The organism is Sanguibacter suaedae (assembly GCF_016342785.1).
Taxonomy (GTDB): Bacteria; Actinomycetota; Actinomycetes; order Actinomycetales; family Cellulomonadaceae; genus Sanguibacter; species Sanguibacter suaedae.
In genome coordinates, this window is record NZ_JAEINH010000010.1 from 37032 (window position 1) to 57592 (window position 20561).

Sequence of the window (20561 nt, forward strand, 5' to 3'; positions counted from 1 at the left end):
CACGCACAAAGCGTGACGTTCCCGGCAGAAATCTGCCGGGAACGTCACGCTGGGGCAACCCGAGGGGCGGGGTCGACTAGCGCTGCGAGGCGCGCATCTTCCGACGGGTGATGAAGAAGGCGGCTGCACCGGCGGCGACGAGCGCCGCGGCGATCGACGCGAGGACGCCGGACCGGGCACCGGTCACGGCGAGCTCGGAACCGGACGAGCTCACCGCGGTGCTGGGGGCCTCGCCGTAGGCGCTGCCGACACCGGCGACGGGCTGCGTGGTGACTGCCGGCGCGGGCTCGGGGACGGGGGTCTCCTCGACGACGGGCTCCTCGTCGACGACGACAGGCTCCTCGTCGACGACGACGGGGGTCTCGGGCTCGGGGACGGGGGTCTCGTCGACGACCGGGGTCTCCGGCTCCTCGACGGGCGTCTCGGGCTCGGCCGGGGTCTCGGGCTCGGGGACGGGCGTCTCGTCGACGACCGGGGTCTCCGGCTCCTCGACGGGCGTCTCGGGCTCGGCCGGGGTCTCGGGCTCGGCCGGGGTGCAGACCGCCGGGTCGTTCTTGGGCTGGACGAACTGGTGGCTGAGGTACGCGCCGCCGTCCTCGTGGGGCCCTTCGAGGATGCCGTCGGCCATGAAGCCGTCGACCAGGTCGCGCTCGGCCTGCGAGCCGTAGCGGTACACGTCGACCTGGTACCAGTCGGTGCCGCAGTCGGGGACGGCGCTCACGAGCGTCTGGGGCCAGGTGACCTGACCGGTGCTGCCCGGCATGAGCCACGCGACGGTCTTGGTGGTCTGGTCCTTCTTCTTGTCCTTGTGCTTGCCCTTCTCCCACCAGCCGTCGTGGCCCCAGGTGGTCGAGAGCGACTGGGACACCGAGGCCTGCGCGAGCGGGCTGGTCGTGGTCGCCTGGGCTGCCGAGGCCGAGGGGGCGACGAGGAGGCTGATGGCCGCCCCACCCGTCACGAACGCGGTCGCGAGCGCCGAGATGCGGACCGTCGCGGCGCGCGGGAACGGGGAGCGGGAGGCGTCTTCTGCAATGGTGGTCGGCGTTGAGCGCACGGGAAGTCCTGTCCTTGAACGTGTGGCCGCTCCGTCACGGGGGGAGTTCGCGGCGGAGCGGTTAGCTGTTCGCTGATCGGTACCCTTCCGGCGCGGAGCGGTTGAAAATTTCCGTACCCGGGTTTTTAACCCTGCCTTTCACCCTCTGCAGCGGTCGCGCGGATCCCAGAGGTGTGTTAGCCGATAACACCGCCGGGGTAACGCCTCCCCGGGGCGACCCGGCACGGTGCGTCGTAGGGTCGGACCATGCCCACCCGTCGCATCAGGCTCGACCTGCCGTCGACCACCCTCCCCGAGCGGATCCGCGCCGCCTTCGCCCGCCTCCGCGAGGAGATGCAGGTCCCCCTGGCCTTCCCGCCGGCGGTCCTCGCGGACGCAGAGAGGTCGGCGCAGCGCGGCGCCGGTGGGACGCACGCGCGGGACACCCTCGAGCTCCCCTTCGTCACGATCGACCCGCCCGGGTCCATGGACCTCGACCAGGCGGTCCACGTCGAGCGCCGCCCCGACGGGGCGAAGGGCTACGTCGTCCACTACGCGATCGCCGACGTGGCCCACTTCGTCGCGGCGGGCGGCGCAGTCGACCGTGAGGCGCACGCGCGTGGCGCCACCTTCTACGCCCCGGACGGGCGGACGCCCCTGCACCCGCCCGTGCTGTCGGAAGGCGCGGCGAGCCTTCTCCCCGGCGAGGAGCGCCCGGCCGCGGTGTGGAGCATCACCCTCGACGGGGACGGCCGTATCGAGGAGACCCACGTACGCCGCGGCATGGTCCGCTCCCGCGCCCGCCTCACGTACGCGCAGGCGCAGGAGGCACTGGACGCCGGCGGGGCCGACGGGGGGCTCGTCCTCCTGCGCGAGGTCGGTCTGCTCCGTGAGGCGGCCGAGAGGGAGCGCGGAGGCGTCTCCCTCGACGTCCCGGAGCAGGAGGTCACGGTGCACGGCGACGGGACGTACGGTCTCGAGCTGCGCAGCGTCCTGCCGGTCGAGGGCTGGAACGCCCAGATCTCGCTGCTCACGGGCATCGCCGCCGCCGGCGTCATGCGCGCCGGGGGCATCGGTGTGCTCCGCACGCTCCCCGAGAGCGACGAGCGTGACGTCGCACGGTTGCGCCGCACGGCCCGGGCGCTCGGCATCGACTGGCCCGAGGGCGAGACCTACGGCAGCCTCCTGGACCGCCTGGACTCCCGCGTCCCCCAGCACTCGGCGTTCTTCCACGAGGCGACGTCCCTGTTCCGCGGCGCCGGCTACGTGACGTTCGTGGGCGACGTGCCCGGGGGCTCCGCCCACGCCGCCATCGCTGCCGAGTACGCGCACGTCACCGCGCCGCTCCGGCGTCTCGTGGACCGGTACGGCACCGAGATCTGCCTCACCCTCTGCGCGGGCGGGTCCGCGGACGACGTCCCCGGCTGGGTCACGGACGCCTTCGACGACCTCCCGTCCACGATGGCCCGCACCGGCCAGCGTGCGTCCGCGTTCGACCGGGCGGCGGTCGACGTCGTCGAGGCGGCACTGCTGTCCTCACGGGTCGGGGAGACGTTCGTGGGTGTCGTGGTCGACGTCGACAAGGACCCGACGAGCGGGCAGGTGATGCTCGCCGACCCCGCCGTCCGCGGGCGTCTCCGGTCTGCGGCCGGGCCGCTCCCGCTCGGTGAGGAGGTCACGGTGCGGCTCGTCGGGGCGAGCGTGGAGGACCGCCGGGTCGAGCTCGTCCTCGAGGGGGCGTAGTGGCCGTCCGCAGACGCACCGACCCCGCCGCGGGTCGCGGCGCCCTCGACGCGTGGCGCGACGGCGCCGCGACCCGGGTCGACGTGACGACGGCCGTGCGCTTCACGCTCGAGGAGCTCGCCGACGTCGCCCCGGGGCATGCGGTCGAGGTCCGCGTGCCCCCGGCGGGCGCCGTGCAGTGCGTCGAGGGTCCCCGGCACACCCGCGGCACGCCGCCGAACGTCGTGGAGACCGACCCGGAGACCTGGCTGGGGCTCGCCACCGGCGAGGTGCGGTGGGCCGACGCCGTGGCCGCGGGCCGCGTCCACGCCTCGGGAGAGCGGTCCGACGTGTCGCGGCTGCTCCCGCTCCAGGCGGCGCGTCGCCGCTGACGTCATGTCCCGATCGCCCAGATCGCCCCGGGACGTGCGGGGCGGTCTGGTGCGTCCCAGTGTTACCAGTCGGTAACTGGAGGGCGATAGGTCTTTCTTCCCACGGTCTGCGGCATTAGCGTCCAGTTCAGACGGTGTCGCCCTGGGCGACACCGTCCGTTCACCCGCACGGGATGTGATGCACGAGGTCGACCAACGGCGGTCCACCACCCGCGTCACCGACGTGCGGCTCCCCGTCGCACCACGAAGGAGCAAGCGTGTTCTCGAGCCACCAGCGGAACTCAGCGCCGAGGAGGGCCGCGGTCGCCGCCGCCCTCTCCGGCGCGCTCGTCCTCGGGCAGGCGGCCGCAGCCACCGCCACCCCCAGGACGACGGTCCTCCCGACAGCGGTCGACGGCTCGGCCGTCGTCATCAACGAGGCGTACCTCAGCGGAGGCAGCGCGAACGCCCCCTTCACCCACAAGTTCGTCGAGCTGTACAACCCGACCGCCTCGGCCGTCGACCTCACCGGGTGGTCCGTCCAGTACCGGTCCGCCACCGGCACGGGAGCGACGAACAGCAGGGCCGCGCTGAGCGGCACCATCGAGCCGGGCGGGTACTACCTCGTCTCGGGCGGGTCCAACGGCACCAACGGGGCCGCGCTCCCGGAGGCGGACGTCGTCGCACCGGGTCTCAACACCTCAGGGACGACGGGCACCATCGCGCTCGTCGCGGGCGTCGACCCCGTGACCCTGCCCACCGGGTCCGTGACCGGCCAGCCGCAGGTCGTCGACCTCGTCGGCTACGGCTCGTCGAACACCTTCGAGACGGCCGTCGCCCCGGCACCCTCGGCGAACAACGTCCCGCGGTCCCTCAACCGGACCGACGGCGTGGACACCGACGACAACGCGGCCGACTTCACGCTGCTCGAGACCGTCACCCCGCAGGGCAGCTCGACGGGCGACCCCGACCCGGAGCCCACCGAGGAGCCGACCGAGGAACCGACGGAAGAACCGACCGAGGAGCCCACGGACGAGCCGACGGACCCCGCCGTCGTCGCGATCGCCGACGTCCAGGGCACCGGGCCAGCGAGCCCGCTCGTGGGGCAGACTGTCACCACCCGTGGCGTCGTCACCGCCACCTACCCCACGGGCGGCTACGACGGTCTGTACGTCCAGACGCCCGGCAGCGGGGGTGACCTCGACCTCGCCACCCACACCGCGTCCGACGGCCTCTTCGTGTACTCCGCCGCGGCAGCCGCCGAGCTCCAGGTCGGCCAGCACGTCGAGATCACCGGCACCGTGAGCGAGTACTTCGAGCTCACCCAGATCACCCCCAGCAGCTACCGGGTCCTCGACGAGCCTGCAGAGGCCGTCAAGCCCGCGAACGTCGCCTACCCGGCCGACGAGGCGCAGCGCGAGTCCCTCGAGGGCATGCTCGTGCAGCCCGCCGGCGACTACCTGGTCACCGACAACTACTCGACGAACTTCTACGGGTCGCTCACCCTCGCCTCCGGTACCGCCCCGCTCGTCCAGCCCACCGACGTCGGGCGTCCCGGGAGCCCCGAGGCCGCCGCGGCGGTCGCCGACGCCGAGGCGCGCTCGGTCGTCCTCGACGACGGCGCCACCACCAACTTCAACTCGAACGCCAACAAGGGCACGCCCCTGCCGTACCTCACGCCAGGGTCGCCCGTCCGCGTCGGGGCGCCCGTGACCTTCACGACGCCCGTGGTCCTCGACTACCGCTTCGAGGCGTGGACCTTCCAGCCCACCACGCACCTCACCGCGGAGAACGCTGCGAGCGTGCAGCCCGCCACGTTCGGGAACACGCGCACCGACGCCCCCGAGGACGTCGGCGGCGACGTCCGGCTCGCGACGTTCAACGTCCTCAACTACTTCACCACCACCGGTGACGAGCTCAGCGGCTGCAGCTACTACACGGACCGTGAGGGCAGCCCCCTCACCGTGCGCGGCGGGTGCGACGCCCGCGGCGCCGCGAACCAGGAGAGCCTCGACCGGCAGGAGGCGAAGATCGTCGCCGCCATCGAGGCCCTCGACGCCGACGTCGTCTCCCTCGAGGAGATCGAGAACTCCGCCGCGTTCGGCAAGGACCGCGACGACGCCCTGTCGAACCTCGTCGACGCTCTCAACGCGGCGGCAGGCACGGACGCGTGGGCGTTCGTCCCGTCGCCCGCCGACGTCCCCGCCTCGGAGGACGTCATCCGCACGGCATTCATCTACCGGCCCGCGGCGATCGAGACGGTGGGGGAGTCCACCATCCTCGACGACCCCGCGTTCTCCAACGCCCGCCAGCCCCTCGCCCAGACCTTCGCCCCGGCGGACGGCGACGAGGACGACGCGTTCACCGTGATCGTCAACCACTTCAAGTCCAAGGGCTCCGGTTCCGGCGAGGACGCCGACACCGGTGACGGGCAGGGTGCGTCCAACGCCTCGCGCGTCCGCCAGGCCACCGCGCTCGTCGCGTTCGCCGACGAGGTCGGCGAGGCCGCGGGCACCGACGAGGTCTTCCTCGTCGGCGACTTCAACTCCTACACCCAGGAGGACCCGCTCGTGGTCCTCGCCGAGGCCGGGTACACCAACCTCGGTGCGACCACCGGTGAGCACACCTACCTGTTCGGCGGGTACGTCGGCTCCCTCGATCACGTCTTCGCGTCCGAGGCCGCGGTCGAGGACGTCACCGGCGTCGACATCTGGAACATCAACTCCGTCGAGCCCATCGCCAACGAGTACAGCCGCTACAACTACAACGCGACGATCCTCTACGACGAGACCCCGTACCGGTCCAGCGACCACGACCCCATCGTCGTGGGCCTGAGCACGGGCACGCAGCCCGTCGAGCTCAACCTCCTCGGCATCAACGACTTCCACGGTCGCATCGACGCGAACACCGTCGCGTTCGCCGGGACCGTCGAGCAGCTGCGCGCCCAGAACCCCGAGGGCACCGCGTTCCTCTCCGTGGGCGACAACATCGGCGCGTCGGTCTTCGCGTCGGCGTCCCAGGACGACCAGCCCACCATCGACGTCCTCAACGCCCTCGAGCTCGCGACGTCCGCCGTCGGCAACCACGAGTTCGACAAGGGCCTCGAGGACCTCGTGGGCCGCGTCGAGGACGCGTCCGACTGGAACCACCTCGGCGCCAACGTCTACGAGAAGGGGACCACCACCCCCGCCCTGCGCGAGTACGACATCCTCGAGGTCGACGGGGTGCGGGTCGGCGTCATCGGCACCGTCACCGAGGAGACCCCGGCGCTCGTCACCCCGGCCGGCATCGCCACCCTCGACTTCGGGGACCCCGTCGACGCCGTGAACCGCGTCACCGAGCAGCTGAGCGACGGCGACGAGTCCAACGGTGAGGCCGACGTCGTCGTCGCCCTCTTCCACGAAGGTGCACCCGCGGGCACGCCCGACGGTGCCACCCTCGAGGAGGAGGTCGCCGCAGGCGGCGAGTTCGCCCGCATCGTCACCGACACCGACGCCCGGGTGGACGCGATCTTCACCGGGCACACCCACAAGCAGTACGCGTGGGACGCCCCGGTCCCCGGCACGGACGGCCGGACCCGCCCGATCGTCCAGACGGGCAGCTACGGCGAGAACATCGGCCAGGTCACCCTGATCCTCGACCCCGACACCCTCGACGTCACCGCCTACACCGTCCAGAACGTGGCACGCACCACGACGCCCGCCGCCGAGCTCGTCGCCACGTACCCCCGCGTCGCGGAGGTCAGGACCATCGTCGACGCCGCCCTCGCGGAGGCCGCGGTCATCGGCAACCAGCCCGTCGGGTCCGTGACCGCCGACATCACCACGGCGTTCGTCGACGGCAACCGCGACGACCGGTCGTCGGAGTCCACCCTGGGCAACCTCGTCGCCCAGTCGCTGCGCGACACCCTGGCGCCCGCCGAGCGCGGCGGAGCGCAGATCGGCGTCGTCAACCCCGGTGGCCTGCGCGCCGACCTCCGCCACGGCGAGGACGGCGTCATCACCTACGCGGAGGCCAACGCGGTCCTGCCGTTCGTCAACAACCTGTGGTCCGTCACCCTCACCGGGGAGCAGTTCACCGAGCTCCTCGAGCAGCAGTGGCAGCCCGACGGCAGCTCGCGCCCCTTCCTCAACCTGGGGCTCTCCGACAACGTGAGCTACACGTACGACCCCGACAACGCACGGGGCGAGCGCATCACGTCGGTCACCGTCGACGGGGAGCCCATCGACCCCGCCACCGAGTACCGCATCGCGACGTTCTCCTTCCTCGCCACCGGCGGTGACAACTTCACCGTCTTCACCGAGGGCACCGACGCCCGCGACTCCGGGCTCGTCGACCGGGAGGCATGGATCTCCTACATCGAGGCGAGCTCGCCGCTGAGCCCCGACTTCGCACGACGCGGTGTCCAGGCCGGCGACCTGCCGGGCACCGTCGACGCGGGGGCCTCCACCACCCTCGACCTCGCACGGCTCGACCTCACCTCGCTCGGCTCGCCGGCGAACACCGAGGTCAGCGCCTACCTCGTCCCCGCGGGCGAGGAACGGGACCCGGCCGCGGCACCCGTCGCGACCGCCCCCGTCACCGACGGTGCCGCATCCGTCACCGTGACCGTGCCCGCCGGGACCGCGGAGGGCGAGTACGCGCTCGTCCTCGTCGCGGCCCCGTCCGGGACCACCGTGCAGGTGCCCCTCACTGTCGAGAGCGTCGACGCGCCGCCCACCAGAGGCGTCCACCTGTGGACCGAGGCGTTCTCCGTCAAGCTCTTCGGCACCTCCCAGGTGTACGTGCTCACGACGAACCTCGAGCGCACCACGACGAGCATCACCGTCACCACGCCGTACGGCACCCGGACCTACGGGTCCGTCCGTCCCGGCCAGACCGTGATCTCCGTCTTCACCACGCGGGGCGGCATCCCGCGCGGCACGGCCACCATCGAGGCCACCACCACCGTCGAGGGCAGCCCGGCCGCCCAGACGTACGTGGAGCCCTACCGCGGGACGTCGTCCTGGTGGTGGTTCTGACCCTGAGGACCTCGAGCACCTGAGGACCTGAGCGCCTGAGGAGGGCCACGCACCGGACGGTGCGTGGCCCTCCGGCCGTCCGCCCCGGGACTGTGTACGGGCGGGACCGCTAGCATGACCGCACCACCGACCCGAGGAGCACCCGTGGACCTGGCACGAGGGGCAAACACGCCCCTGACGAGCACCGACCTCACCGTCACCGTCACCGGGGCCGTGCAGGGCACCGTCGACCTCCTCGCCTTCCAGCTCACCGACGCCGGCACCGTCCGGGGCGACCACGACCTCGTGTTCTACAACCAGCCCGCCTCCGCCGAGGGAGCACTGCGGCTCGTCGACCAGGGAGCCATCACCGTCGACCTCGCAGGCGTCCCCGCGGACGTCACGACCGTCGCCGTCGCCGTGGCCCTCGACGACTCCGCCCCCGGGGCGCTCGCCGACACGGCCGGTCTCGGCGCGGCCGTCCGCAGCTCCGCGGGCAGCGGCGCGGACGACGCGCGCTGCATCGTGTCCGGCCTCACGACGGAACGCGCCGTCGTGCTCCTCGAGATCTACCGGCGCCAGGGCGCCTGGAAGGTGCGCAACGTCTCCGCCGGGTGGGACGGCGGCCTCGCGGACCTCGTGCGCGAGCTCGGCGTCGCGGTCGACGACGAGCCCGCCGAGAGGCCTGCTGCGGCCGCGGCCCCCGCAGCTCCCGCGTCGGCCGCCCAGCCGGCCCCGCCCGCTACCGTGATGCCTCCGGTGCCGCCCCCGCCACCCGCCCCGCCCGTGGTGCCCGCGCGCCAGGAGGGCGTCCGCACGGCGCCCGGCGAGGAGCGGCTCTCCCTCGAGAAGCGCCAGGTTCTCTCGCTGCGCAAGGAGGCCGTCCACCGGGTGCTGCTCACCAAGGGCGCAGCACAGGAGCGTGCCCGCGTCGTCCTCGTCATCGACAAGACGGGGTCCATGCAGCGCCAGTACAAGCGGCAGGTGGTGCACCGCGTCGTCGAGCGCATGGTCCCCGTGGCGGTGCAGCTCGACGACGACGGGGCCCTCGAGCCCTACCTCTACGCGCGCGGCCAGCTCCGCCTGCCGGACCTCACCGTCGCCGGGCTCGAGGAGTGGACCAAGACGTACGTCCACCTCACCGGCCGGCACGGCGGGCTCGACTACGACTCCATCGGGCTCTCGAACGACGAGATCCCCATCATGCGGACCATCATGGACAGCCTGCACCGGGGCGCAGCGGTGCCCACCCTCGTGCTCTTCTTCACCGACGGCGGGTTCTCCCGGCGCCGCGCGATCACCGAGCTCGTCCGCGAGGCCTCCGCGCTCCCTGCCTTCTGGCAGTTCGTCGGCATCGGGCGCGCCAACTACGGGCTGCTCACCGACCTCGACGAGCTCGACGGCCGCGTCGTCGACAACGTCGGGTTCTTCGAGCTCGACGACATCGACAAGGTCTCCGACGACGAGCTCTACAAGCGGCTCCTCAGCGAGCTCCCTGACTGGATCCGGGCGGCGCGCGCCGCGGGCGTCCTCGGGGGCGCCGCCTAGGATGACGGGGTGACGTCCCACGAGCCCAGCACCCCACCGCGCCCGGACGAGGCGTCGGACCCCGCCACGCCCACCTCGGCCGAGCGCGAGACCATCGAGCGCACCGCGACGGACGCCCACGTCCGTCGCGCGCCGCGCTACCGCGCGTTCTTCTGGACCGGGGCGCTCGTCGGCATCGTCGTCGGCGTGGTGCTCGGCGTCGTGGTCTCCGACGCCGGGATGGTCAACCGGTGGATCTACGTCGTCGTCACCGTCCTGGGCACCACCCTCGTGACGACGCTCGCCGCCGGGACCGCCGCGGTCCTCGCCGACCGCCGGAGCGTGCGGCGCTCACGCTGACTTCGCGGCGCCCGGGCCGTGTGGGAGACTTGGCGCGTGGCCCCCCGTGGAGATGGACTTCTCAATCACGACCTCATGCCCGGCGAGAAGGGACCGCAGGACGCCTGCGGGGTCTTCGGCGTCTGGGCACCCGGCGAAGAGGTGGCGAAGCTCGCCTACTTCGGTCTGTACGCGCTGCAGCACCGCGGACAGGAGTCCGCGGGCATCGCCACGAGCAACGGCGAGCAGATCCTCGTCTACAAGGACATGGGCCTCGTGTCCCAGGTCTTCGACGAGACGGCGCTCAACGCGCTCACCGGGCACATCGCCGTCGGACACTGCCGGTACTCCACCACCGGGGGAGTGACCTGGGAGAACGCCCAGCCCACCCTCGGCGCGACCGCCGGCGGGACCGTGGCCCTCGGCCACAACGGCAACCTCGTGAACTCCGCCGAGCTCGTCGACCTCGTCGCCGAGCGGTACGGCGCCCAGCGGCGCGGAGAGCTCGCCCGCGGCAACACGACCGACACCGCGCTCGTCACGGCGCTGCTCGCCGGGGACGCCGACCACACCCTCGAGCAGACGGCCATGGAGGTGCTCCCACGTCTGCGCGGCGCCTTCAGCCTCGTCTTCATGGACGAGCGCACCCTCTACGCCGCACGGGACCCGCAGGGCGTGCGTCCCCTCGTCCTCGGGCGCCTCGAGCGCGGCTGGGTGGTCGCGAGCGAGACCCCGGCCCTCGACATCGTCGGCGCCAGCTTCGTCCGTGAGATCGAGCCCGGCGAGCTCGTCTCCATCGACGCGGACGGTCTGCGGTCGCAGCGGTTCGCCGAGCCCGAGCGCGCAGGATGCGTCTTCGAGTACGTGTACCTCGCCCGCCCCGACACGAGCATCAAGGGCCGCTCCGTGCACTCGGCGCGCGTCGAGATGGGCCGGCGCCTCGCCCAGGAGCACCCCGTCGAGGCCGACCTCGTGATCCCCGTCCCCGAGTCGGGGACGCCTGCGGCGGTGGGCTTCGCGCAGGAGTCCGGGATCCCGTTCGGCCAGGGCCTCACCAAGAACGCCTACGTGGGCCGCACCTTCATCCAGCCGTCGGACACCCTGCGCCAGCTGGGCATCCGGCTCAAGCTCAACCCGCTGCGCGAGGTCATCAAGGGCAAGCGCCTCGTCGTGGTCGACGACTCGATCGTGCGCGGCAACACCCAGCGCGCCCTCATCCGGATGCTCCGCGAGGCCGGTGCGGCCGAGGTGCACGTGCGCATCAGCTCCCCGCCCGTGCGGTGGCCGTGCTTCTACGGGATCGACTTCGCGTCCCGCGCCGAGCTCATCGCCAACGGGCTCGGGCCGGCCGAGGTCGGCAAGTCCCTCGGTGCCGACACCCTCGGGTACATCTCCGAGGACGGCATGATCGCCGCCACCGAGCAGCCCCGCTCCCAGCTGTGCAGCGCGTGCTTCTCCGGCACGTACCCCATCGAGCTCCCCGACTCGGACCAGCTCGGCAAGCACCTCCTCGAGCAGCCCGAGCAGCCCCTCGGCGCACCGGAGGACGGCCTGAGCACCCTCGCCGTGTCCGCGGGCGGCTCCACCGCCCTCAACCAGCCCTGACGCGTCCCCGGGCGCCGAGCGGCGCCCGGCCCGGGCCGTCGTCCCCCCGAAACCCGCAGGAGAACCCCGTGTCCGAAGGTCTCACGTACGCCGCCGCAGGCGTCGACACCGCCGCCGGCGACCGTGCCGTCGAGCTCATGAAGGCGGCCGTCGCCCGCACGCACGGCCCCCGCGTGGTCGGCGGCGTCGGCGGGTTCGCCGGTCTCTTCGACGTGAGCGTGCTCAAGGACTACGAGCGTCCGCTCCTCGCGTCCTCCACCGATGGTGTCGGCACCAAGGTCGCGATCGCGCAGGCCATGGACGTCCACGACACCATCGGCTTCGACCTCGTGGGCATGGTCGTCGACGACATCGTCGTGTGCGGTGCGGAGCCGCTCGTGATGACCGACTACATCGCGACGGGCAAGGTCGTCCCCGAGCGGGTCGCGGACATCGTGCGCGGCATCGCGGCGGCGTGCGAGGTCGCCGGGACTGCGCTCGTCGGGGGAGAGACCGCGGAGCACCCCGGTCTCCTCGCCGAGGACGAGTACGACGTGGCAGGTGCCGCTGTCGGCGTCGTCGAGGCGTCCGCGCTGCTCGGCCCGGACCGCGTCCGCGAGGGCGACGTCGTCATCGCGCTCGCGTCCTCGGGGCTCCACTCGAACGGGTACTCGCTGGTGCGGGCCGTCGTGGGGCGTGCCGGCTGGCAGCTGGACCGTGACGTCCCCGAGTTCGCGCGCACCCTCGGCGAGGAGCTCCTCGAGCCCACGCGCGTGTACGCGAGCGACTGCCTGGCCCTGGCGCGCGACGAGGCTGCGCAGGTGCACGCGTTCTCGCACGTCACCGGCGGGGGTCTCGCCGCGAACCTCGCCCGCGTCCTCCCGGTTGGGTTGCGCGCGACCGTCGACCGAGGGTCCTGGGCGGTGCCCGCGGTGTTCGACGTCGTCCGTGGTCTCGGTCAGGTGCCCTGGTCCGACCTGGAGAACACGCTCAACCTCGGTGTCGGGATGGTCGCCGTCGTCGGTGTCGAGGGCGCAGACGCAGCGCTCGCCCGTCTCGCGGCGCTCGGGGTCCCCGCATGGGTCCTCGGCACGGTGGCCTCGGACGACCCGGCACAGCACGACGGGATCGTCCGCGGGTCCAAGGGGGTCGACGGCGGGGCCGTCGAGCTCACCGGGAACTACCGGGTCTGACCTGGCGGGCCGAGCGCACCAGGCCGACCAGCCGGTCGCACACACGCGCACCGCACCGGCCCCGGAGGGCAGGTGCGGTGTCTCAGTGCGTGGGGTCGAACGACGTCAACGGTCGTCGGACCAGTCCCGATAGGGATCCCAGTCCTCGGAGTCGTCGGACCTGCTCGCCGCGAGGCGAGAGTCCGTGGCTACATCGGTTCGGCTGTGACCAGTGAGCTCTTGCTCGAGCGCCTTGTAGTTCGTCTCAGGACTGAAGTACTTCAGCTCCCGAGCGACCTTGGTCTGCTTTGCCTTCTGACGGCCGCGGCCCATGGCTCCGACCCCCTCAACGTAGAAGCGGGGCGGCAGCGTACTCAGACGTGCGGCCCCGGGGTAAGTTTCGTCTGTTCGTGGGTCAACGGTACATGCTCGCGGCGGCCTAGGACTACCTGGACCGGCGAGGAGGAGCCGTTCGAGGCGTGATCGGGAGGGTGATCTACATCTCGTCCTGTTCGCTCACAGCCGATTCACCCGTTTTTCACCCGCTTTTCGCAGGTTACGAATCGCCCGAACTGGGATAATGGATGAAAGAGCAACGAGTCTGATCGCACAGTTCCGCCCCCCCTCGGAACCAGCCCGTTGCCAAGAGAGGCACACATGTCCATCAACCGTGGAGAGCCCGAAGTCCTGCTGACGCCCGCCGAGGTCGCGGGCCTGTTCCGCGTCGACCCGAAGACGGTCACGCGCTGGGCCAAGGCCGGCAAGCTCTCGTCCATCCGTACCCTGGGCGGCCACCGCCGTTACCGCGAGTCCGAGGTCAAGGGCCTCCTCGCCAACTCGGGTGTCGTCGTGAGCGAGGACGAGCTGAGCGCCCGCCGCGGCGCCTGAGCCACATCCCGGCGCCGAGCCGGGGGGGGGGCGGCCAGGGGGCGCACCCCCCCCCCGCCGGCGCGCCCCCCAGGGCCGCCGTGGGGCCCGCCCGCATCCGCGGTCGGGCCCCTCGTCGTCGCTCCGTGTCAGCGTCTGCTGCGGATCACCGCGACGGTGACGAGGAGGGCCACTCCTGCCGCTGCGCCGAGCAGGATCTTCACGTTGCGGGTGCGGCTGGGTGAGCCCACAGGAAAGCCTCCGCCGGCGAGGAAGGTCCCTGCGTCGTCTGCTGCCCGGCGAGTGCTCTCCGCGGCATCGGCGGCGAGGTTCTTGGGGGTCAGGCGTGTGGTGAGCTCGTCCACCGTGGCGGCGAGCGCAGCGCGGGCCGCGAGGATCTCGGCCTGGCGCGCCGTGTCGTCCGGGTTCGAGGAGGTCATGACGTGGCCCCATTCTTGACGGCGTCGACGTCGGCCTTGACGCTCTGCACGGCGTCGGTGGGTGCAGGCGGCATGCCGCGCGAGAGCATCTTCTTGCCGACGAGCGCCAGCGCGCCGGCGCCGGCGAGCAGCACGATCCCCACGATCAGTGCGGCGAGCCACAGGGGCACGACGTGAGCGAGCCCGACCATGCCGGAGTGCAGGAGGAACCCGAAGGCGTACAGCCCGAGCACGGCGGCGCCGACAAACAACCCGATGCCGATGCCCGCGTTCTTCGCCTTCGCGGCCATCTCGGCCTTGGCCGAGGCGATCTCGGCACGGACGAGGGTCTTGACCTGCTCGGTCATCTGCTCGAGGAGCTGACCGATGGAGGGCTTCTGCGTACCGAGCGGTACGCGCCCGTGGTCTTCCTGACTCATCTGACTCCCGCCTTCCAGGTGGACACTAGACCTACTGAACCCGTACCCGGGGTCGGCCGCAACCGCGACGCCCGAGGTGACGGCGTCGGAGGGGTGGCATGGGGTGGGTCGGGGCGGCGGCAGACCGGGGGGGGCAAAGAAAAAGAACCCCTGGTCTCCCAGGGGTTCATGTGTGGCTCCGACCGGCGTCGATCCGGTGACCTTTCGATTTTCAGTCGAACGCTCTACCAACTGAGCTACAGAGCCTTGAACCGAACGCCCGGCCAATGAATGACCGGGCGTTCGATGTCAAGCGACCCCGACGGGACTTGAACCCGCGACCTCCGCCGTGACAGGGCGGCGCGCTAACCAACTGCGCTACGGGGCCTCGAGTGATACCTCACTACGAGGAACCTGCTTCGTGCAGTTCGCTTTTCGGCGAACCTGGAAGATCGTACCTTACTTCGTGGCCCACTCCGAACACCGTTCGATGTGCCCGTACCCCCAACGGGATTCGAACCCGTGCTACCGCCGTGAAAGGGCGACGTCCTAGGCCGCTAGACGATGGGGGCCAGTCATGACGCCCCGGACGCCCGGAAGCTCGAACCGTCGAAGACCAGCGTCATCATATGACCCGCGGAGCGTGGGATGCAAAACCCGAGGTCGTGCAGTGCCGCGTGGCCGACTCGTGGGGCCCGTGGGGACGAGCGGGGGAGGGTGGGGGAGGATGGCGGCATGGTCGAGATGACGCGCGAGGAGTTCGAGGACGCGGTGGGCGACGCGCTCGACGAGGTGCCACCCGAGCTCGCGGCGCAGATGGACAACGTCGTCGTGCTCGTCGAGGACGACGCCCCCGCCGACGACCCCGGGCTCCTCGGGCTCTACGAGGGCGTCCCCCTCACGGAGCGCGACCTCGGCTGGGCGGCAGGCTCCCTGCCGGACCGCATCACGATCTTCCGCAACCCCACGCTCGCCGTCTGCGAGTCCCGCGACGAGGTGGTCGACGAGGTCGCGGTGACCGTCGTCCACGAGATCGCCCACCACTTCGGGATCGACGACGAGCGCCTGCACGAGCTCGGTTGGGCGTGAGGAGCCGGCGACGGCACGGCGTCGACGCGCGGGACGAACGGCACCCGGGGACGACCACGCGGCCGAGTAGCCTGCTGCCATGACGATTCTGGTGACGGGTGGAGCGGGGTACATCGGGGCGCACGTCGTGCGGCTCCTGCTGGAGAAGGGTGAGTCGGTGGTCGTCGTCGACGACCTGAGCACCGGCCAGGCGGGGCGCATCGGCAACGCGACGCTCGTCGAGCTCGACGTCGCCGGGCCCCAGGCGCGCGAGACGCTCGCCGCGACGCTCCGCGAGCACTCCGTCGAGGCGGTCATCCACTTCGCGGCGCGCAAGCAGGTCGGCGAGTCGGTCCAGCGCCCCGCGTACTACTACCAGCAGAACGTCAACGGCTTCGTCAACGTCGTCGGGGCGATGGAGGACGCGGGCGTGGACCGCCTCGTCTTCTCGTCCTCCGCCGCGACGTACGGCATGCCGTCGGTCTCCGTGGTCGAGGAGAAGCTCCACGCCGAGCCCATCAACCCCTACGGGGAGACCAAGCTCGTCGGTGAGTGGCTCGGTCGGGCCGCGTCCCGCGCGTGGGGCCTGCGCTTCGTGGCGCTGCGGTACTTCAACGTCGCCGGCGCGGGCTGGGACGACCTGGGCGACCCCGCGGTGCTCAACCTCGTCCCCATGGTCCTCGACCGCATCGCCCGCGGCGAGTCCCCGCGCCTCTTCGGCGACGACTACCCGACGCCGGACGGCACGTGCGTCCGTGACTACATCCACGTCCTCGACCTCGCGAAGGCGCACATCGCGGCGCTCGGCTACCTGGGTGGCGACGAGCGCCCCTTCGACGTGTTCAACGTCGGCACCGGCGAGGGCTCGTCCGTGCGCGAGGTCATCGACGGGCTCGCGCGCGTCAGCGGCCTGACCATCGACCCGGTCGTCGAGCCGCGTCGTGCAGGCGATCCGCCCGTGCTCGTCGGCTCGCCCGAGCGCATCAACACCGTCATGGGCTGGCGCGGCGAGGCCGGTCTCGACGAGATCCTCGAGTCCGCCTGGTCCGCGTGGCAGGCCGGGCCTCGCCGCATCGACGTGTGACGTCGCACCTGCTCCGTGAGCCCCGGTCCGGGGCCGCCCTCGTGGTCCCGGACGGGTGGACGGTCGTCGAGGACTTCGGCGCCGCTCTCTGCGAGGGTCCGGCATGGCGGGCCGACGCGACGGGCCGCCCCCTCGCCGCCCAGCTGCGCGTCGAGGACCTCGCCGGGTCGGCGGGTCTCGTCCCCCGTGCGGCGACGGAGGGGGGCGCCTCGCGGACCGCTGCGGACGTCGTCGCGTCCGCGGTCCGTGATGCGTGGGCCGCGGATCCCTTCGCATGGCTCCTCGACCACCGCGCCTGGTCCGGCTCCGACGGGCACGCCCCCGGCGTCCGCAGCGACCTGACCTACCGGGACGGCACCACGCCCGTGGTCGTCACCACCCTCGTGGTGCCCTCCGGCGACGGCCTCGTGGCGGCGACGGCCACCGTGCCCGTCGCCCACCACCGAGCGCTGGCGGGGACGGTCGAGCAGGCCCTCGCGAGCCTCTCCGTCCCGGGCGGTCCGCACCTGGTCAAGGCCCCGGTCGCACCGTCGCCCCTCGGGGACCGGGTCTGGACCGGGCCCGTCCCGGCTGTGCCCCGGCTCGGGGACGAGGAGCTCACGGTGTTCGTCAACGGCTCGCACCGTGTCGGTCGACGCTGGCGGTCCGGGCCGTGCGCCGAGGGGCTCCTCGAGCAGGACGGCACCGCGACCCCCACGGGCCGGTGGGTGCGCCGCGCCCTCCACCGCCCCGACGTCCTCGTGGCTCTCGAGCGTCGGACCGGCGACGCGACCCCCAGGACGTGGGTGACCGTCCACCGGCTCGAGGGGCACGCCGTGCTGCGCTCCGCCCACCCCGGTGCGAGCGCCCCGACCTTCGAGGTGCTCGACGTGGCCGCGATCCCGGCCAGGCTCGCCGCCTGGCTCGGCCTCGGGCCGGGGGACGGGGACCGGGCCGTCCAGGTCGCCCACGACGAGCTGCTCGTGGGGGAGGTGCGGACCAGCGCGGCCCCCGGCGTGCCGGCGACCGCGCGACCGCTGGTCCTCACCGACACCGGCCGGCCGCTCGAGGTGTGGCATCGGGTCCTCGCAGCGCTCTCCTGACCTCCGGGAGCGCTGCGGACGACGGCGCGATCAGGTCAGGAGACGGGGCCGCGGTCGAGGACGAACGACGCGAGGCCGCCCGTGTTCGTGATGACGTAGCGCTCGGCCGCTGCCGGGTCCCCGGCCGTCGCCTCGCCCGACGGGCCCGGCTCCAGCTCGGCGCCGTCCACCGTCGCCGACCCGAACCCGGCCTCGAACGACACGAGCGCGGAGGCCTCCTCCGGGACGTGCACGGTGAAGGACTCCGCGCCCCCGGCCTGGGTGATCGGCACCTCGGTCTCGGGCACCGGCAGCGTGAGGTCGATGGCTCGCGACCCCGCCGTGACGTCGAGCGAGCCGAGACGTCCCTGCGAGAGGTCGGCCTCGAACGTGTCCGACCCGCCCGTCACGTCGAGGTGCCACAGCACCTCCGGGTCGAGGTAGACCGTCAGGGCGCTCGTCGAGCTGTCCTGCACGTACGTGATGTCCAGGGTGTACTCGCCCTCTGCCGTCTCGGTAGGGACGGGGGAGATGGCGTCGTCGGCCGAGACGGCCCTGAAGAGGGTGCCGTCGGCGTCGCCGGCCACCAGCTCGATGGTCGCCGCACCCCCGACGATCTCGAGCGTCGCCTCCGTGAGGTCGCCCCGCTCGACCGACGCCTCCGTCGGCTGGTCCGACACCTCGGCACCCTCGCCCGTCCCTCCGTCCCCGGGGTCGTCCGAGCCGCAGGCAGCGAGCACGAGGACGAGGAGGGCAGCGGGGAGAGCGGCACGGGCGCGGAGCGCGGTGCGCGGGTGGGCGTACGTCATGACGCCGACGGTAGCGGATGCCCCCGAGGTGTCGCACTCGGGACAAAAACGCCTAAACGATTCGAGGTGCACGCCGACGCAGGGGAGGAGTCCCCATGGATCTCCTCCCCGGGACCCACGTGCTGACAGGGGTCAGCACGTTATAGTCGGCCCGTCGCCCACCGGGCGACGGACCATCGACACGGCGGGGACGCACGCCCCGTCCCGAACGTATGGAGTACTCGTGGGAGTCAGTCTGACCAAGGGCGGGAACGTCTCGCTCACCAAGGAAGCCCCGGGCCTGACCGCCGTCACCGTCGGTCTCGGCTGGGACGTCCGCTCGACGACCGGTGTCGACTTCGACCTGGACGCCAGCGCGATCCTCGCAGGCGCCGACGGACGCGTCCTGTCCGACCAGCACTTCGTGTTCTTCAACAACCTCAAGAGCGCCGACGGCTCCGTCGAGCACACCGGCGACAACACCACCGGTGAGGGCGAGGGCGACGACGAGCAGATCAACGTCAACCTCGCCGCGGTCCCCGCGGAGTGCGACAAGATCGTCTTCCCCGTGTCGATCTACGACGCTGTGACGCGCTCGCAGAGCTTCGGCCAGGTGCGCAACGCCTTCATCCGCGTCATCAACCAGGCAGGCGGAGCCGAGCTGGCCCGCTACGACCTCAGCGAGGACGCCTCGACGGAGACCGCCATGGTCTTCGGCGAGCTCTACCGCAACGGCGCCGAGTGGAAGTTCCGTGCCGTCGGGCAGGGCTACGCGGAGGGCCTCGCGGGCATCGCCCGCGACTACGGCGTCAACGTCTGACGCTGCACAACCACATCACGGACGACGGTCCCGAGGCGACCCGCCCCCGGGGCCGTCGTCCTGCTGCGCCCGTGCGCGCAGTGCCGAGACAAGGAACAGCATGATCCTGCGCACGTTCGGCTGGTCGTTCGCCGTCACCATCGCATCGCTCGTCGCCGCATTCGTCTACGGCAGCTGGAACGCCTTCTTCCTCTGCCTCATCCTCGGGATCCTCGAGGTCTCCCTCTCCTTCGACAACGCGGTCGTCAACGCGAAGATCCTCGAGCGGATGAGCGCCTTCTGGCAGAAGCTCTTCCTCACGGTCGGAATCCTCATCGCCGTCTTCGGCATGCGCCTCGTGTTCCCCCTCGTCATCGTCTCCGTGACCGCGGACCTCGGCCCGATCGAGGCCCTCCAGCTCGCCATGGAGAAGGGCGACCCGCACGTCGAGGGCACCTACGGGTACGTCCTCAACGAGGCGCACCCGCAGATCGCCGCGTTCGGCGGGATGTTCCTCCTCATGCTCTTCCTCGACTTCGTCTTCGAGGAGCGCGAGATCAGCTGGCTCGGCTGGCTGGAGCGTCCGCTCGCCCGCGCCGGCAAGCTGGAGAACGTGTCCGTCGTCGTCGGTGCGGTCCTCCTGCTCCTCGCCGCGGAGCTCCTCGCCGAGGACCCGCACGTCGTGCTCCTCTCCGGCGTCCTCGGCATGGTCACCTACCTCGCCGTCAACGGCCTGGGGACCCTCTTCGAGTCGAGCGGCATCGGCGAGGAGAGCGTCTCCGAGAAGGTCGTCGACAACGCCCTCGACACGGAGAGCACCGGAGGTGGCCCGTCCGAGCTCGCGAAGGCGACCGGCAAGGCCGGGTTCTTCCTCTTCCTCTACCTCGAGGTCCTCGACGCGTCCTTCTCGTTCGACGGCGTCATCGGTGCGTTCGCGATCACCTCGGACCCCGTGATCATCGCCCTCGGGCTCGGGTTCATCGGGGCGATGTTCGTCCGCTCCATCACCATCTACCTGGTCCGCAAGGGCACCCTCGCCGAGTACGTGTTCCTCGAGCACGGTGCCCACTGGGCGATCGGTGCGCTCGCCGTGATCCTCCTGGTCTCCATCCAGGTGCACGTCAACGAGATCGTCACCGGCCTCGTGGGCGTGGTGTTCATCGGGGCGGCGTTCCTGTCCTCGCTGCGCTACCGCAGGCTCCACGGCACGGAGGAGCCGACGACCAGCGAGCCGGCCACGGTCGACGCCTGAGCAGCATCCGGCACCGGCCTCACGGCCGGTGCCGGCCCGCACCACCGACACCTCAT

18 protein-coding genes and 3 tRNA genes are annotated in these 20561 nt (G+C 71.9%); 13 read left to right on the forward strand and 8 right to left on the reverse strand.

What is annotated here, in order from left to right; all coding sequences use genetic code 11:
- Window positions 1-76 precede the first annotated feature (76 nt).
- The gene (locus JAV76_RS12120) at window positions 77-1054 is read right to left on the reverse strand and encodes a hypothetical protein (protein WP_198734329.1); all 978 of its coding nucleotides are present in this window, start codon (window positions 1052-1054) and stop codon (window positions 77-79) included.
- Between the two features lie 246 nt (window positions 1055-1300).
- On the opposite strand from JAV76_RS12120, the gene JAV76_RS12125 reads away from it, so the two are divergent.
- From JAV76_RS12125 to purM, 7 genes are all read left to right on the forward strand, one after another.
- A complete protein-coding gene (locus JAV76_RS12125; RefSeq protein WP_198734330.1) occupies window positions 1301-2776 on the forward strand; it encodes an RNB domain-containing ribonuclease in 1476 nt (491 codons plus the stop codon).
- Window positions 2776-3147 carry a sterol carrier family protein gene (locus JAV76_RS12130; protein WP_198734331.1) on the forward strand — a complete coding sequence of 124 codons (372 nt, stop codon included), beginning with the start codon at window positions 2776-2778 and terminating at the stop codon, window positions 3145-3147. The genes JAV76_RS12125 and JAV76_RS12130 overlap by 1 nt, the downstream gene beginning before the upstream one ends.
- A 257-nt stretch (window positions 3148-3404) precedes the next feature.
- Window positions 3405-8147 (forward strand): ExeM/NucH family extracellular endonuclease, encoded by a 4743-nt coding sequence (locus tag JAV76_RS12135; protein WP_198734332.1) that lies wholly within the window; start codon window positions 3405-3407, stop codon window positions 8145-8147.
- A 144-nt stretch (window positions 8148-8291) separates the two neighbouring features.
- Window positions 8292-9674, forward strand: coding sequence for a VWA domain-containing protein (locus tag JAV76_RS12140; protein ID WP_198734333.1), 1383 nt, complete (start codon window positions 8292-8294; stop codon window positions 9672-9674).
- A 9-nt stretch (window positions 9675-9683) separates the two neighbouring features.
- Window positions 9684-10013, forward strand: a complete 330-nt coding sequence (locus JAV76_RS12145) for a histidine kinase (protein ID WP_198734334.1) — start codon at window positions 9684-9686, stop codon at window positions 10011-10013.
- A gap of 36 nt (window positions 10014-10049) precedes the next feature.
- Window positions 10050-11597 carry an amidophosphoribosyltransferase gene (gene purF / locus JAV76_RS12150; RefSeq protein ID WP_198734335.1) on the forward strand — a complete coding sequence of 516 codons (1548 nt, stop codon included), beginning with the start codon at window positions 10050-10052 and terminating at the stop codon, window positions 11595-11597.
- A gap of 68 nt (window positions 11598-11665) precedes the next feature.
- Window positions 11666-12769: a phosphoribosylformylglycinamidine cyclo-ligase gene (gene purM, locus JAV76_RS12155; RefSeq protein ID WP_198734336.1), complete on the forward strand. Its 1104-nt coding sequence runs from the start codon at window positions 11666-11668 to the stop codon at window positions 12767-12769.
- A 105-nt stretch (window positions 12770-12874) separates the two neighbouring features.
- Here the strand turns inward: purM and JAV76_RS12160 are convergent, their stop codons facing one another.
- Entirely contained in the window at window positions 12875-13081 is a 207-nt protein-coding gene (locus JAV76_RS12160) for a DUF3073 domain-containing protein (protein ID WP_198734337.1), read from the reverse strand.
- Between the two features lie 324 nt (window positions 13082-13405).
- Here JAV76_RS12160 and JAV76_RS12165 point away from each other — a divergent pair, with 324 nt between their 5' ends.
- On the forward strand, window positions 13406-13636 hold the full coding sequence (locus JAV76_RS12165) for a BldC family transcriptional regulator (RefSeq protein WP_198734338.1): 231 nt from the start codon (window positions 13406-13408) through the stop codon (window positions 13634-13636).
- 128 nt (window positions 13637-13764) lie between these two features.
- Here JAV76_RS12165 and JAV76_RS12170 read toward each other — a convergent pair whose 3' ends face one another.
- The 5 genes from JAV76_RS12170 to JAV76_RS12190 all read right to left on the reverse strand — a co-directional run bounded on the left by JAV76_RS12170 (window position 13765) and on the right by JAV76_RS12190 (window position 15025).
- The gene (locus JAV76_RS12170; protein ID WP_198734339.1) at window positions 13765-14055 is read right to left on the reverse strand and encodes a DUF3618 domain-containing protein; all 291 of its coding nucleotides are present in this window, start codon (window positions 14053-14055) and stop codon (window positions 13765-13767) included.
- Complete coding sequence (locus JAV76_RS12175; RefSeq protein WP_198734340.1) at window positions 14052-14474, reverse strand: phage holin family protein; 423 nt, start codon at window positions 14472-14474, stop codon at window positions 14052-14054. Before JAV76_RS12175 ends, JAV76_RS12170 begins: the two co-directional genes overlap by 4 nt.
- Window positions 14475-14647: 173 nt before the next feature.
- Window positions 14648-14720 (reverse strand) — tRNA-Phe (locus JAV76_RS12180).
- A gap of 47 nt (window positions 14721-14767) precedes the next feature.
- Window positions 14768-14841, reverse strand: a tRNA-Asp gene (locus tag JAV76_RS12185).
- 111 nt (window positions 14842-14952) lie between these two features.
- Window positions 14953-15025, reverse strand: a tRNA-Glu gene (locus tag JAV76_RS12190).
- Window positions 15026-15188: 163 nt separating this feature from the next.
- On the opposite strand from JAV76_RS12190, the gene JAV76_RS12195 reads away from it, so the two are divergent.
- From JAV76_RS12195 to JAV76_RS12205, 3 genes are all read left to right on the forward strand, one after another.
- Window positions 15189-15542 carry a metallopeptidase family protein gene (locus tag JAV76_RS12195; protein ID WP_198734341.1) on the forward strand — a complete coding sequence of 118 codons (354 nt, stop codon included), beginning with the start codon at window positions 15189-15191 and terminating at the stop codon, window positions 15540-15542.
- 79 nt (window positions 15543-15621) lie between these two features.
- Entirely contained in the window at window positions 15622-16605 is a 984-nt protein-coding gene (gene galE, locus JAV76_RS12200; RefSeq protein ID WP_198734342.1) for a UDP-glucose 4-epimerase GalE, read from the forward strand.
- Complete coding sequence (locus JAV76_RS12205; RefSeq protein ID WP_198734343.1) at window positions 16602-17687, forward strand: hypothetical protein; 1086 nt, start codon at window positions 16602-16604, stop codon at window positions 17685-17687. Before galE ends, JAV76_RS12205 begins: the two co-directional genes overlap by 4 nt.
- Before the next feature lie 35 nt (window positions 17688-17722).
- Here JAV76_RS12205 and JAV76_RS12210 read toward each other — a convergent pair whose 3' ends face one another.
- A complete protein-coding gene (locus JAV76_RS12210) occupies window positions 17723-18475 on the reverse strand; it encodes a hypothetical protein (RefSeq protein WP_198734344.1) in 753 nt (250 codons plus the stop codon).
- Window positions 18476-18698: 223 nt separating this feature from the next.
- Here JAV76_RS12210 and JAV76_RS12215 point away from each other — a divergent pair, with 223 nt between their 5' ends.
- Window positions 18699-19274 carry a TerD family protein gene (locus tag JAV76_RS12215; RefSeq protein WP_198734345.1) on the forward strand — a complete coding sequence of 192 codons (576 nt, stop codon included), beginning with the start codon at window positions 18699-18701 and terminating at the stop codon, window positions 19272-19274.
- A gap of 100 nt (window positions 19275-19374) precedes the next feature.
- On the forward strand, window positions 19375-20505 hold the full coding sequence (locus tag JAV76_RS12220; RefSeq protein WP_198734346.1) for a DUF475 domain-containing protein: 1131 nt from the start codon (window positions 19375-19377) through the stop codon (window positions 20503-20505).
- Window positions 20506-20561: the final 56 nt, after the last annotated feature.

Bases quoted from the DNA above. Each gene is read 5' to 3' on its own strand.
- JAV76_RS12170 (WP_198734339.1), bottom strand. From the start codon at position 14,055: ATGACCTCCTCGAACCCGGACGACACGGCGCGCCAGGCCGAGATCCTC.
- JAV76_RS12160 (WP_198734337.1), bottom strand. From the start codon at position 13,081: ATGGGCCGCGGCCGTCAGAAGGCAAAGCAGACCAAGGTCGCTCGGGAG.
- JAV76_RS12125 (WP_198734330.1), top strand. From the start codon at position 1,301: ATGCCCACCCGTCGCATCAGGCTCGACCTGCCGTCGACCACCCTCCCC.
- JAV76_RS12220 (WP_198734346.1), top strand. From the start codon at position 19,375: ATGATCCTGCGCACGTTCGGCTGGTCGTTCGCCGTCACCATCGCATCG.
- JAV76_RS12210 (WP_198734344.1), bottom strand. From the start codon at position 18,475: ATGACGTACGCCCACCCGCGCACCGCGCTCCGCGCCCGTGCCGCTCTC.
- JAV76_RS12195 (WP_198734341.1), top strand. From the start codon at position 15,189: ATGGTCGAGATGACGCGCGAGGAGTTCGAGGACGCGGTGGGCGACGCG.
- JAV76_RS12165 (WP_198734338.1), top strand. From the start codon at position 13,406: ATGTCCATCAACCGTGGAGAGCCCGAAGTCCTGCTGACGCCCGCCGAG.
- galE (WP_198734342.1), top strand. From the start codon at position 15,622: ATGACGATTCTGGTGACGGGTGGAGCGGGGTACATCGGGGCGCACGTC.
- JAV76_RS12175 (WP_198734340.1), bottom strand. From the start codon at position 14,474: ATGAGTCAGGAAGACCACGGGCGCGTACCGCTCGGTACGCAGAAGCCC.